The sequence below is a fragment of the Snodgrassella gandavensis genome (genome assembly GCF_914768025.1).
Taxonomy (GTDB): domain Bacteria; phylum Pseudomonadota; class Gammaproteobacteria; order Burkholderiales; family Neisseriaceae; genus Snodgrassella; species Snodgrassella gandavensis.
Genome location: NZ_CAJZCE010000002.1, coordinates 117,086 through 131,359, shown reverse-complemented (window position 1 = coordinate 131,359; position 14,274 = coordinate 117,086). Strand labels below are relative to the sequence as shown.

At 42.6% G+C, this 14,274-nt stretch carries 11 protein-coding genes; 6 read left to right on the top strand and 5 right to left on the bottom strand.

Translation table 11 applies throughout. The features are described from left to right. Window positions 1-205 precede the first annotated feature (205 nt). From MJ764_RS02380 to MJ764_RS02370, 3 genes are all read right to left on the bottom strand, one after another. Entirely contained in the window at window positions 206-1,264 is a 1,059-nt protein-coding gene (locus MJ764_RS02380) for a bifunctional transcriptional activator/DNA repair enzyme AdaA (protein WP_239324314.1), read from the bottom strand. A gap of 186 nt (window positions 1,265-1,450) precedes the next feature. Then, window positions 1,451-2,287, bottom strand: a complete 837-nt coding sequence (locus MJ764_RS02375) for an NYN domain-containing protein (RefSeq protein WP_239324312.1) — start codon at window positions 2,285-2,287, stop codon at window positions 1,451-1,453. Window positions 2,288-2,407: 120 nt separating this feature from the next. After that, a complete protein-coding gene (locus tag MJ764_RS02370) occupies window positions 2,408-2,692 on the bottom strand; it encodes a YciI family protein (protein ID WP_239324310.1) in 285 nt (94 codons plus the stop codon). A 203-nt stretch (window positions 2,693-2,895) separates the two neighbouring features. On the opposite strand from MJ764_RS02370, the gene MJ764_RS02365 reads away from it, so the two are divergent. The 6 genes from MJ764_RS02365 (at window position 2,896) to MJ764_RS02340 (ending at window position 10,763) form a co-directional block, all read left to right on the top strand. Further along, window positions 2,896-4,053 (top strand): THUMP domain-containing class I SAM-dependent RNA methyltransferase, encoded by a 1,158-nt coding sequence (locus tag MJ764_RS02365; RefSeq protein WP_239324308.1) that lies wholly within the window; start codon window positions 2,896-2,898, stop codon window positions 4,051-4,053. Beyond that, entirely contained in the window at window positions 4,050-4,796 is a 747-nt protein-coding gene (locus MJ764_RS02360; RefSeq protein ID WP_239324306.1) for a pseudouridine synthase, read from the top strand. Before MJ764_RS02365 ends, MJ764_RS02360 begins: the two co-directional genes overlap by 4 nt. A gap of 121 nt (window positions 4,797-4,917) precedes the next feature. Next, window positions 4,918-5,580: a CsgG/HfaB family protein gene (locus MJ764_RS02355; protein WP_239324304.1), complete on the top strand. Its 663-nt coding sequence runs from the start codon at window positions 4,918-4,920 to the stop codon at window positions 5,578-5,580. Window positions 5,581-5,616: 36 nt separating this feature from the next. Then, window positions 5,617-5,973, top strand: coding sequence for a DUF4810 domain-containing protein (locus MJ764_RS02350; RefSeq protein ID WP_174828947.1), 357 nt, complete (start codon window positions 5,617-5,619; stop codon window positions 5,971-5,973). Continuing rightward, a complete protein-coding gene (locus tag MJ764_RS02345) occupies window positions 5,973-6,662 on the top strand; it encodes a DUF799 domain-containing protein (protein ID WP_239324544.1) in 690 nt (229 codons plus the stop codon). The genes MJ764_RS02350 and MJ764_RS02345 overlap by 1 nt, the downstream gene beginning before the upstream one ends. Window positions 6,663-6,932: 270 nt before the next feature. After that, on the top strand, window positions 6,933-10,763 hold the full coding sequence (locus MJ764_RS02340; RefSeq protein ID WP_239324302.1) for a DUF3683 domain-containing protein: 3,831 nt from the start codon (window positions 6,933-6,935) through the stop codon (window positions 10,761-10,763). A gap of 78 nt (window positions 10,764-10,841) precedes the next feature. Here the strand turns inward: MJ764_RS02340 and MJ764_RS02335 are convergent, their stop codons facing one another. Both MJ764_RS02335 and MJ764_RS02330 read right to left on the bottom strand, forming a co-directional pair. Further along, window positions 10,842-13,031: a S8 family peptidase gene (locus MJ764_RS02335; protein ID WP_239324292.1), complete on the bottom strand. Its 2,190-nt coding sequence runs from the start codon at window positions 13,029-13,031 to the stop codon at window positions 10,842-10,844. Then, window positions 13,021-14,088, bottom strand: coding sequence for an AAA family ATPase (locus MJ764_RS02330; protein ID WP_239324290.1), 1,068 nt, complete (start codon window positions 14,086-14,088; stop codon window positions 13,021-13,023). Before MJ764_RS02330 ends, MJ764_RS02335 begins: the two co-directional genes overlap by 11 nt. Window positions 14,089-14,274 lie beyond the last annotated feature (186 nt).

Below are 14,274 nucleotides of genomic sequence, written 5' to 3'. Positions count from 1 at the left end.
ATCAATTAAATTAAGGCTTCACCGCTGGTAAGTTTTTATTGTCTATCGGGCACAAGTTTGCCCTGTTTCAGCTTAACCACTGAAACCAACCCATTAAAACCACGTTAAGCTAAGCCAATACTATGTAATATGGTTAAATACAAACAACACTGTGTACTTACGCGGTGACAAAATCCAAGCAAACTACCCGTTTGTACCAGAAAATCTATGATTGATGATTATTTTTTTCATGATTAATAAGCCATTGTTTGCGTTCCAATCCACCACCATAGCCAGTTAATTGGCCGTTAGAACCGATTACTCTGTGGCAGGGAATAATGATGGCGACACGATTAAAGCCGTTGGCGCTAGCAACAGCCCTGACTGCTTTAGGATTATTTAGCTTTTCTGCCTGTTGCTTGTAAGTAGAGAGTTCGCCATAAGGTATTGTTCTCAAACAATCCCAGACAGCTTGCTGAAAATGCGTTCCGGGTGTATGCAATTGAACAGTAAAGTTTGTCCTTTTACCCTGAAAGTATTCATCTATTTCAACTCTGGCCTGTAGAATGTGATTATTTTCACCAAAGATAATTGTCCCCTTAAGTAAATTTTGTAGCTGCTTGAACTCTGTTTCAAGCATACGTCGGTCAACGAACTCCAACAGACAAATACCCTGTTGTGTAGCACAAATGAACATAGGGCCAATGGGCGTGGTTAAACGATTGATAAGGATAAGATTGTCATTTGAATAGTTAGAAGGTGCTTTTTTGACAATCTTTTTGTAGGTATAACCAAAACCACTCAATGATTCATATCCATTATCAAAAGCTGTGTCCATTATCTTTTTACCCCCTTTCAATTCCTGATAAGCCTGATTAATTCGGTACATTCTTTGATAAGCCTGAAAGGTAATACCATAATTTTTTTTAAACCAGCGGCGAACAATTTCTGGGCTGATTTGATGCTCTCTTAACAGCGCATCAGATATTCTTATCTTTGGATTTTCAGTACTGATTTTTATCGCATCAATCACCTGTTTGGGTGCTTCATTAGCATTCTCTGTCGGCCGGCAGATTTTACAGGGTCTGTAGCCTGCATTAAGAGCATCTTTTACCGTGCGAAAAAATTCTGTATTTTCAAATTTTGGCTTTTTTGCTCTGCATGTAGCTACACAAAATATTGAGGTAGTCTTAACACCAACGTAAAAGATACCAACATAGCTTGGGTCTTTTGCGAGTAAAGCTTGGTAGTATTTCTGGATTTCGATTATATCTGCAACTGGCATTGTTATGCATTCCCTCTTTATTTCTTATAATTACAATAAATCTAGCAAACCATTTTATATCTGGTTATTCTGATTCGTTCGTTTTACATCATACCCTTGTAATTTTATCTATTTAATCAATGTATAATTATTGCTATGTAAATTATTGTTTATAAATTTTCTCCAAGCTTGTTTACTAATGATAATTTAAAGCGTGTTTGTTTTTTCTTTTTCTTTGTTTTTTGTCTTAGCACAAGGCATATTTGATAGAATTAATTTACTATTCGATAATTCTGGGCGTATTCTGACAAGGCAAGAACTCCCTTTTTTTAGTTCAAATAGATAAATACTGGCAATTAAACTAGAAAATTTACTGTAGCCATAACTCTTAAAATTAAAATCTGGTTTTTCTACAATGATACGTTGTTTAACACATCCTAGATTACACCAACCTTCTTTATTTTTTTGCGCTTCAATAATCGAGGCGATTAGAGTGATTAGTTGTCTTTTCAGCCCTGTGTTATTTTTTGCTTTTGACTGGACAACTTGTTTTTGCTCAGTTTTTTTAGATTGCTCAGCAGTTATAGATACTGAATTTTTATTTGTTGATGAGTTTAATTCATCCATACAAATAAATTGATCACAAATATTACGGTAAATTTCTGGAGTTTTAGTATCGCCGAATCCATATACTAATAAGCCACCTGCACGAATACGTGTAGCAAGACTAGTAAAATCACTATCACTAGAGACGATACAAAACCCGTCAAATACTTTACTATGTAATAAATCCATTGCGTCAATAATTATAGCAACATCAGTTACATTTTTTCCTTTGATATAAGCAAGTTGCTGTATAGGTGTCAATGCATTTGGTAATATTTTTTGACGCCATGTTGTTAAGCAAGAAGAACCCCAGTCACCATAAACACGTTTGATATTAATTCGCCCAAAGGTTGCAATTTTATTTAGTATAGATTCTATAGTATTTGCACACACATTATCAGCATTGATGAGAACAGCTAGTTTCTTAGGTTGATTCATAAAGTTTGTATATCCTAAAAATAAAATTCATTAGAAAAAGGTATCCCAAACACCAAATAAAATTGCCAGCAAAAACCGAAACCAGTTTCAGTAAACTAATCTGCTAACCCAGCAATAAAATCAGATAAATACTTCAAAACCATTCACATATTTACTTGGTACAAACTCAATTACTTCATATTCAGCAACCTGATGGATATAAAACGGATCCTCCTGCAATATAGCCTCAGCAGCATCTTTACTACTGGCGCGACACAGAATTACCCCACCAACACGTGGTACTTGCCGGCCAGAAGCAATAAAATGGCCAGTATCATAGTATTCCTGCAAATAGGCCAGATGAGCAGGTAAATATTTCTCCACCTCTTCTATCGATTGCAGATAGGTTAACTTAAAAATAAACATAGCATTCTCCGTGATAATTATTAGCAATATGCAGACATAAAACTTGCTTTTTCCAAAAGTGCAGCTTCACACTTAATCACCCAAATTTGCGCACCGGAAAGCACAAACAATAGTCAACATCCAAACTTCAATATTACAATCACACTATTCAAACATGCATAAACAAGTTTAGCATGTCCTTTCCCTCTTAATTAAAGTATTGCATGAATTCATATCCTCTTTTCGTAAGCTGTCCGCGTGGGCTTGAAACCATATTAAATCAGGAGCTGGTTACACTGGGCTGCGAACAGATTCACAATCGCGATGGTGGCGTTGCTGTTGATGGTGATTTAGCCAGCGTTTACCGGATTAATCTGTACAGCCGCGTAGCCAGCCGTGTGCTCATTCGCCTGAGTAACGGCCACTTTCGCAACGAAAACGACATTTATCAGCAGGCCAGAAAAATTAACTGGCCAGAATGGTTTGACGTCAACAAAAACTTCAAAATTCACATAGAAGGCAAACAGGCACAAATTAACAGCCTGAACTTTGCCGCACTCAAAGTAAAAGATGCACTTTGCGATGTATTTCGCGACAAAACCGGCAGCCGCCCCAGCGTAGAGAAATTTCGCCCGGATGTACGCATTCACGTTTTCATCGAAAAAAACGAACTATCCATCTATCTGGATAGTAGTGGCGAAGCCTTATTCAAACGTGGCTATCGCAGCGATACCGGCGAAGCACCATTACGCGAAAATCTGGCGGCCGGCCTGTTATTACTGGCTGGCTATAATGGCAGCCAGCCATTTATGGATCCATTCTGCGGTAGTGGCACCCTCGCCATCGAAGCAGCACTGATTGCCACCAATACAGCACCCGGCCTGGAGCGTGCTTTTGGCTTTGAAAACCTGCGCAATTACAATGATGCCTTATGGCAGCAACTGCGCCGTGCCGCTTTAGCCACCAAAAGCCAGCCTCAGGCTCCGATTTTCGGCGCAGACATTGATGGCAAACTCATCAAACTGGCACAAAACAATGCCCGCTACGCCGAAGTAGACCAGCATATTCAATGGCAAGTAACTGATGCACTGGATACTCGCCCGAATGGTGCCAATGGCATCATGATAAGCAATCCACCTTATGGCGTACGCCTTTCAGAAATCCAGCTATTACACGCTTTATATCCGCAGCTTGGCAGTTGGCTGAAACAACATTTTGCCGGCTGGCTGATTGGCATGTTCAGTGCCGACCGCGATATGCCCAAACTGATGCGCCTGTCACCCAAGCGCAAAATTCCCCTCTTCAATGGTAATCTGGATTGCCGCCTGTTTCTGCTGGACATGGTAGCCGGTTCAAATCGACAGAAAGAGCATAAAGCATGACAACAACAGACCAAAATGAACCACAACGCCTGTCCAAGCGTATGGCACAACTGGGCTTATGCTCGCGCCGCGAAGCCGATGGCTACATCGAGCAGGGCTGGGTAAAAGTGAATGGCGTTACCGCGGTACTGGGACAGAAAGTTGTCGACTCCGACCGCATCGACCTCGACCGGCAGGCACATCGCCAGCAGGCCGAACGCGTTACCATTCTGTTAAACAAGCCAGTTGGCTATGTCAGCGCGCAGCCAGAAAAAGGCTACCGTGCCGCCGTCGAACTGATTACCGAAGCCAATCACTGGCAGGAAGACAAAAGCCGTATCCAGTTTCAGACAGCCCATACCCGCCATCTGGCACCGGCTGGCCGGCTGGACATAGATTCAGTAGGCTTACTGGTGCTTACACAGGACGGGCGTATCGCCAAACAGCTTATCGGTGAAAACAGCGGCATTGAAAAAGAATATCTAGTACGCGTCAGCGGCAAGCTTAGTGACAATGGTCTGGCACTGCTCAACCATGGCTTAAGTCTGGATGGCGAAAAACTGCGGCCGGCCAAAGTCAGCTGGCAAAATCAGGATCAACTGCGCTTCATACTCAAACAGGGTAAAAAACGCCAAATCCGGCGCATGTGTGAACTGGTAGGTCTGCGCGTTACCGGCCTGAAACGGGTACGTATGGGCAAAATCAAACTGGGCGCTCTACCACCGGGGCAATGGCGTTATCTAAGCGTACAGGAGCAATTCTGACAACAGCCAGCTCCTACATAAAGCCTGCATAATTAAAATTTTTACACTTTTAGCTAATATATTTTTGACATAAAACAACAGTCTCAATATACTGCGCTCAACATAATTAACCTAAACAATCATGAATAAACTTTATTTAACCATATTAAGTGCAGTTCTATTATCTGCATGCGCAACCGAAAGCTCTCAGGTTCTGAACGTTCCCAAAGTAGAAACCTATCAGCAGGCCTACAATGGCGTAAAAGCACCACTGGCTGTAGGCAAGTTTGATAGCCGTGGTAATCTGGGAGGTGGTATTTTCAGTAATAGCAACAACCAGCTTACCAGTCAGGCCAAAACTCTTTTGATGACCGATTTGCAGCAAACAGGACGCTTTGTTGTTCTGGATCGCACCAATATGGACGAAATCCGCACCGAAGCCTCTATCAAAGGCATGTCACAAAAGCTTAAAGGTGCACGCTACGTTGTAACTGGCGACATTTCCGAATTTGGACGTAAAAATGTAGGTGATGAACAATTATTTGGCATACTTGGTCAAGGCAAAACTCAAGTAGCCTACGCCAAAGTCACTCTGAATATTGTTGATGTACAAACATCTGAAATCGTTTACTCAAGTCAGGGTGCCGGCGAATTTAAGCTGTCCACACGCGAAATACTTGGTACAGGTGGCCACGCCAGCTACGATGGTACCCTCAATGGCAAAGTACTCGATTTAGCCATCCGTGAAGCCGTCAACAATCTGGTCAAGGGTATCGAACAAGGAAATTGGAATCCACAACCCTAAAGCAATAAAATTTTATCAACACACATCAAACTCAATATGAATAAAATACTAACAACAGCTTTGGCTGTCGTGTTACTGGCAGCATGTGCCCAGAGACAACAGACACCTACACTGTATTACTGGGGCGACTACCACAAACTGCAATATCAGGCACTGGATGGCAAAACTACACCAGAAGAACAGATTGCCAGCATGGAAAAATACTTTATCGATACCAGCAATCACCATAGCAAGCCAGCGCCAGGTGCACATGCTCATCTGGGAATGCTGTATGCCAAAGTAGGTAACCGTGCCGGTGCCAAAGCCCAATTTAAAATGGAGAAAGAAGCCTTTCCAGAATCAGCAACCTATATGAATTTCCTGTTAAAAAATATTGATGGAGGCAAATCGTGATGCGTTTACGCCAGCTATTACTACCATTATCCATCATCAGCCTGCTGTCAGCCTGTGCCAGCAATCATCACCGCGTCCAACCGCGTGATTACAGCAAATTCCAGCAAAGCAATCCACATTCCATTCTGGTAATGCTACCTACCAATGCATCAGTAGACGTAAAAGCACCTTACGCTGTCATGGCACAAACTACTCAGCCACTGGCCGAATCCGGTTATTACGTATTTCCAGTAGCGTTGGTTCATGAAACATTTAAAGACAACGGCCTGAATGATGGTGCCGAAATACAGGCAGCAGACCTCAAAAAAATTAGGCAGGTATACAACCCTGATGCCATTTTGTATTTAAACGTAGAAAACTATGGCACCAAATACAAAGTAATCAGCAGCGTAACCACTGTCACAGTCAATGCCAAACTAGTAGATGCCAAAGACGGCTCAGTTATCTGGACGGGGCGGAAAAATATTACAGTAGATTCTAGCAACAACAGTAACAACAATGGCCTTTTCTCACTGATGGTCAACGCGGTGATTACCCAGATTTCCGATAAAGTTTCAGACCGGGCTTACAAAATTGCTGGTGTTGTAGATACCAACTTATTATCAGCTCAGGAACGCAATGGCATTCTTTACGGCCCATACAGCCCTAAATATAAAAAGCCAATCACTACCATAGAGCCAGCAAACTAACCCCTCAAGCCCTTTAGCAAAAAACTAAAGGGCTAATTAATTCATGCTCACCAGCAAAACATATCTATAGGCCTCACAACAGTTATCCCTTTGACAACTGCGTATATGAAACAAACTACCATCAAACCAGCAGATTTTTCCATTGCCACCATTGCCGTTTTCACCTAAATTGTCACAAGACAAAACTGCGAAAAGTAAAGTTAATCAGTTAAAATACCCCACTCATAGCCCTACCAATTTAACGCCAGCAGAGCGGAACGGAACACATCAATGAGCACACAAGCCAGTCAGCGTATACGCGAAATCCCTTATAACTACACCTCCTATTCCGACCGGGAAATAGTCATCCGCCTACTCGGCAACCATTCATGGGATTTACTGCAACAACTGCGCGGACAAAGACGTACCGGCCGCTCAGCGCGCATGCTGTTTGAAATACTGGGCGACATCTGGGCAGTCATCCGCAACCCCTATCTCATCGACGACCTGCTCGAACACCAACAACGCCAGCAGGCACTGGTTAAAGAAATGCGCCACCGCCTGCACGAAATCCAGAAACGGCGCGACAACAACCAGCAAGTTGCCCAACTGATGGAAAGTACCGAACAGGCCATCAAAGACTTTGACAGCAGCTTCGGCAAAACCCGCAACAAACGCGAACAGGTATTCAACCGCCTGCGCAAAATCACCCACAAAGACAACATCATGTTTGACGGGCTGGCACGCGTTACCCATGTTACCGATGCCACCGACTGGCGTATCGAATATCCATTTGTAGTTATCAATCCAGACCACGAAAAAGAAATTGCCCCACTCGTACGCGCCCTGATTGAACTCGAACTCACCATCATCCCGCGTGGCGGTGGCACCGGCTATACAGGCGGCGCCATACCCATGGATGCCATGAGTGCCGTAATCAACACCGAAAAACTCGACCAGTACAGCCCAGTAGCCTTACAGCAACTACCCGGACTGGAAGGCACACACCCCGTTATTACCTGTGGTGCCGGCGTCGTTACCCGCCGCGTAGAAGAAGCCGCTACCGCAGCCGGCTGGGTATTTGCCGTCGATCCCACCTCCGCCGATGCCTGCTGTATCGGCGGCAACATAGCCATGAATGCCGGTGGTAAAAAAGCCGTACTATGGGGCACAACCCTCGACAATCTGGCATGGTGGAAAATGGTCAACCCACAGGGTCTGTGGCTGAAAATCGAGCGCGTACGTCACAACTTTGGCAAAATTCACGACGAAGCCACCGCCATTTTCGACATACACACACTAGATGACGATGGCTATTCCATTATCAAAACCGAGCGCCTCGAAGTACCCGGGCAGCGATTCCGCAAAGTAGGCTTGGGCAAAGACGTTACCGACAAATTCCTTGCCGGCGTGCCCGGTGTGCAAAAAGAAGGTACCGACGGCATCATAACCTCTGCCGCCTTTGTACTGCACCGCATGCCCAAATACACCCGTACCATATGTATGGAATTTTTTGGCACCGTAGCCAACGCCACTCCGTCCATTGTCGAAGTACGCAACTACATGCTCAACCACCCAAGCGTCAAACTGGCAGGACTGGAGCATCTGGACTGGCGTTACGTGCGCGCCGTCGGCTACGCCACCAAGGCCGCCGGCAAAGGCCGCCCGAAAATGGTTTTACTCGCCGACATCGTTGCCGACGACGAAAACGAAGTACAGGCCGCCGCTGCACATATCGTACGGCTGGCCAATGCCCGCTGTGGTGAAGGCTTTATCGCCGTTACCCCCGAAGCACGCAAAACCTTCTGGCTCGACCGTTCCCGTACCGCCGCCATTGCCCGCCATACCAACGCCTTTAAAATCAACGAAGACGTCGTTATCCCGCTGGAACAGCTTGGCAGCTACTCCGATGGCATCGAACGCATCAACATCGAATTATCCATTCAGAACAAACTGGCCTTGTGTGCCGCCATCATCGACTATCTGCAAACCAAACTACCGGTAGACAAGCTCGACACCGACCTGCCCAGCACCGAATTACTCGGCTCACGCAAACAGCATGCACTGAATCACGTGACCGGCATCCAAACCCGCTGGACATGGCTGCTCAATCACCTTGATGCCCCGCTGGTCGACTACCTCAAACAGTTCCCGCAAAAACTTGAAGACAACGAACCGGCAGGCGACCAAAGCTGCTTTATCGCCATGCGCGACTTCCACCTGCGAGTATCCGTAAAACGCGACATCATGCAGCCGCTGGCAGAAATTTTCAGTGGCAAAACCGATACCCTGATTCTGGAAAAACTCGACCAAATCCACCGCCACATCATCCGCGGCCGCGTCTTCGTCGCCCTGCACATGCATGCCGGTGATGGCAACGTCCACACCAACATACCGGTAAACTCCGACGACTACGACATGCTGCAAACCGCCCACCACGCCGTAGACCGCATTATGGCACTGGCACGCAGCCTGAACGGCGTTATTTCCGGCGAGCACGGCATCGGCATTACCAAAATCAACTACCTCACCGCAGCCGAAATGCAGCCCTACTGGGACTACAAACAGCAGGTAGACCCGCACGGCCATTTCAACCGCGGCAAACTGATGCCCGGTGCCAACCTCGACAAAGCCTACACCCCCTCCTTTGAGCTGCTGGGCGTAGAATCCCTGATTATGGAGCAATCCGAACTAGGCAAAATCGCCCATGCCATCAAAGACTGCCTGCGCTGCGGCAAATGCAAACCCGTATGCAGCACCCACGTACCGCGCGCCAACCTGCTCTACTCCCCACGCAACAAAATCCTCGGCGTAGGCCTGCTTACCGAAGCCTTCCTGTACGAAGAACAGACCCGCCGCGGCGTATCCCTGAAACACTTCGACGAACTCAACAGCGTGGCCGACCACTGCACCGTATGCCACCGCTGCATCAAGCCCTGCCCAGTAAAAATTGATTTCGGCGACGTAACCGTAGCCATGCGCAACTACCTGCGCAAGGCCGGTAAAAAGAAATTCAACCCCACCGTCTACATGGGCATGGCTTTCCTCAACGCCACCGACCCAAGAACCATCAAAGCCCTGCGTCAGAGTGTAATCAAAACCGGCTTCAGATTGCAAAACTGGGGCTATGAAATGGGCAAACACTTCAGCCTTGGCTGGCTCAAACGCCAGAAAACTGCCCCGCGTGCCACCACCGGCAAACCGGAAATCCGCGAGCAAGTTGTCCACTTCATCAACCGCCCGTTACCGCGCCACATACCAATTAAAACCGCCCGCGCATTGCTGAATATCGAGGACAACACCACCGTACCGATTATCCGCAATCCACAGGTAAGCGAAGAAGCCGAAGCCGTCTTCTACTTCCCCGGCTGTGGCTCCGAACGCCTGTTTAGCCAGATTGGCCTAGCCACCCAAGCCATGCTGTGGCATGTAGGCGTACAAACCGTACTACCACCCGGTTACCTGTGCTGCGGCTACCCGCAAACCGCTGGCGGCAACAAAGACAAAGGCGACCAAATCACCATGGACAACCGCGTCCTGTTCCACCGCGTAGCCAATACCCTTAACTATCTGGATATCAAAACCGTAGTTGTAAGCTGCGGCACCTGCTACGACCAGCTTACAGATTATCACTTCGATAAAATTTTCCCCGGCTGCCGTATACTCGACATCCACGAATACCTACTGGAAAAAGGCCTGAAACTGGACGGCATCAAAGGCCAGCAATATCTGTACCACGACCCCTGCCACACACCAATCAAAACCAACCAGCCAATCAAAGTAGTTAACGAGCTGATGGGACAAAACGTGCCCCTGTCCGACCGCTGCTGCGGCGAATCCGGCATGTTTGCCGTCAACCGCCCCGATATCGCCACCCAAGTACGCTTCCGTAAACAAGAAGAAATCGAAAAAGGCAAAGCCAAACTGCCGCAGGGCGAACCGGTAAAAATTCTCACCAGCTGCCCCGCCTGCCTGCAAGGCCTCAGCCGCTACAGCGATGACAGCAATATCAAGGCCGATTATGTCGTGATTGAAATGGCCAAGCATATACTGGGTGAAAACTGGCAGGAAGAGTTTATGCAGAAAGCCAGTAATGGGGGAATTGAAAAAGTGTTGTTGTAAGTGATTATTAAAGAAAAGGTTGCTACAACTTTTACATAGCAACCTTAGAATAAATTATAATCTATATTAACAAATAATTTAATTCGATATCCTCACTTGTTGCTGAATTTCAATTGGCTGTAGAGTTTGATATTTTTGTCGAATTAAATTATATAATTCTGGCATATTTTCAATTGACAAAGTTACTACAAGCACATATTCTAATTTTTCTTGATTTTTGCAAGGTATGCCGCGGTCACGTTCATGATATACAATATCAAAACATGGATTTGTAATATCAAGGGTCTTTGTAAATGTATGCTCAGCTCGTAAAGTAGTTTCCCATTTATGTCCATCACTTCGTTTCTCGTTTTCATCAGCATATATATTTTTATTGTTAAATAATGGATAAGTATTATTTTTAGATAATTCATTTTTTCTCATTGTTATCTCTAATCCACTTCTTGTTAAGTTAATAGGATGCTCAACATCTACAGAACTAGTAAAACAAAATGTAGCTTTTAAATTTATCTTTCCTTTTATTTCCGAATCAGGAAATGGTATCAATGCCCTCATGTATTGAGAGGGCTCTAACATACCTTGATATATAACTTTAACCTGATTATCATCACAATATATGACATCACTAATATTTACAGGAAACCGTCCCCAACCAACTTCTTGAGGTGCAAATCGTTTCGCTTCCGCATGATGAATAAGAAGGGCTTTAGCAGTTAAAGGTGTAATCTTATATCTTAATAAAGTACTTAGGGCAATTGCCTGTCTCAATACTAATGGTGCAGCAAAACTCGTACCGGCGACTCTAACAATTCCTTTTGATACAGGGTTATAAATTTGAAAAGGTTCCTCCTCACTTCCTCCAAAAGCCAAACCATCAGGTTTAATATAACCTGGGCTACGCCCAGGGCCAATACAACTGTATGAACATCTTTTCCAATTATCAGAAAGAGATGTTGCTGCTCCAACAGCCAATGCATTAATCAAATCGGCAGGTGGCTGAATTCTATTTAATGTATCTGGTAAATCACCATCATTTCCAGCAGCAATTGTGCATAATGTTCCAGTTTTAGCAAAAATCTCTTCTAATGTTGAAGTCCAAACGTGGACATCATCATCATCAATAGGTATCCTTGGTCCTAAACTAATATTAACATAATCATAATTATTTTTTTCCAAGACTGATTTAATGCGGATTAAAACATCAAACAAATCTATATCAGTATGCGTATTTGAATCCAAAACACGATAATGATCTATATTACAATAAGGTGTTTTAAGTGTTTCTGTTTTAGAATCAATTAAGCCAAATAGAATTGTGGAAGTAACGTCCAGTCCATGCGTGATTGGCTTTATTCCTGTATTCTTATCACTAACTAAATTTATTTCTTTAACCCATAATTCATAATCATTCCCCCCTATTCCTCCATCGAATATAGCAACTTTTAAATTTTGATTGATAGCTGGTTCAGAAGGTAAAGATAATAATAGTGAATTTTCCAAGGAACGAGTAATAATTGGTTTATTAAATCTTAATTCTGGTAACTTTCTAATTGTTCTCAAAAACGAAAATTCAGCTAATTTCGGAATATCTTTCCTATTAGCCTTAAAAGACATAAAAGTTAAACCTTTTACTCTTATACATTTATTCTTATCTATGCGTACACCATTTTTTAAAGCAAAATTTTCAAACTTTTTTTCAATGGAAAGTGAGTTTTGAGGGGTATGTAAAGTTACTTCTACTTTGTCTATATCATCATCTATATTCTTGATTTTATCCGATATTTCCAAGATCGATATATCTTCAAGTGTAATAAAATTATTTTTTAATTTCTCAATATCTTTAAAAGTATCTTTTTTCAATGCCTCAATAAATAATTCAAAATTTTCTCGTTTTCCAGATACATAAATACAGATTGTTATGTAAATATTTTTTCTACCTTTTATTTTATTATCTTTTCGTGGTTTAATTTTAATAGATTTGCTACCAATACTTTCCAAAGAAAAATGATTTAAAAGATCTATTGGAAAATAACTTTTCGCTAAAAAAGTTGGATGAAGTACAAATTTAGCAACTGCTTTTCCATCTGGCAGTGCATCAGGAGAAATTGTATTGATATTTAAAATTAAATCTTGTAATTTTTCTAAAATTACAGGTTTATTTTCTTCATAAGTATAGGGTTTATTTTTAGGCCCACCATTTTGGTTAAAGTATACAGGTTTAGTTAAAGTTTCACCATAACCTAGTAGCATGTTTTTATTATTCAGCATTACAGTCCTCATCATTTAAAATTAAACGTATTCGTGATCTTGGAATACATAAATCCTTTGCAATCTTACGTTGCGAGATTTTTTCATTAGACATCGCCTTAACCACATTTTCTAAAGAATCACTACTTAATAATTCACCGATTAATGCTGCACTTAAGGGAATCCTTTCTAAAATACTATTTCTCTTGGCCTGATTAATAGCTTTTTCTAAAACTGAATACGACATTTTATCAAGCCGAATAGAAATATAATTTGCCAAGCTCACACTAATGTCTTTAGAAATTAAATATTTCTCAATAAGCTTTTGTGAAGGATATTCAAACCTAGTAACTCTATCAAATCTTCTCCATACAGCTGGGTCTAAAAGTTCTGCATGATTTGTAGCTGCAATTAATACCGATGTGGAAGGCCAGTCATCTATTGCTTGTAAAAGTACAGTAACTAATCTTTTCAATTCACCTACATCGGAAACGTCATCCCTCTTTTTTGCAATTGCATCAAATTCATCAAGTAATAAAACACAAGGGAAAGTCGAAGCATAGTTCAGTACAGCTTTAATATTGTTACCAGTTTTACCTAAAAAACTACTCATCACACTAGCCAAATCTAATGTCAAAAGAGGCATATCAAGCTTAGAAGCAAGCCATTTCGCTGCTAATGTTTTACCAACTCCGGGCGGTCCTGCCATGAGAAGTGATATTGAGGGATTTAATCCTTCTTTATATAAAAGTTCTTTTTTATGCCATTCCGCAACAAATCGATTTAATTGTTGATAAGTTTCTTCTGACCAAATTGGTTCTACATTGATTTGAACAGGATATGTTTCAACAAGTAAATTTAACCTACTATCAGCATCAACTGGAGAAATTTTAGGTTTTAAAAATTGAGCCCTTTCCCCCCCTATTCCTTGATTGTTTATAATTAAAGTCTCTAAACTCTCTGCTAATTGTGGGGAGTCCTTTTGTAGTTTTTTCGCCATAATACGCAGACGCATAAGAAGACTTTCTTTTTTTCCAGATAAAGCATCATTGATAATATCAATAAGCATTTTATTCATCAAATTATTCACTTAACCACCCAAACTACAAAAAGGACCAAAATTTATATTATTATAACCGAAAAATAGCTTTTTTAGAATTTTTTAGTTACATTCATGCAAAATTAAGACCACTTTTCATAAAACATAAACCATTTATTAAGTAAAATTATATTTTAGAAGATTTTTTGTCGAATAAAAAACGCC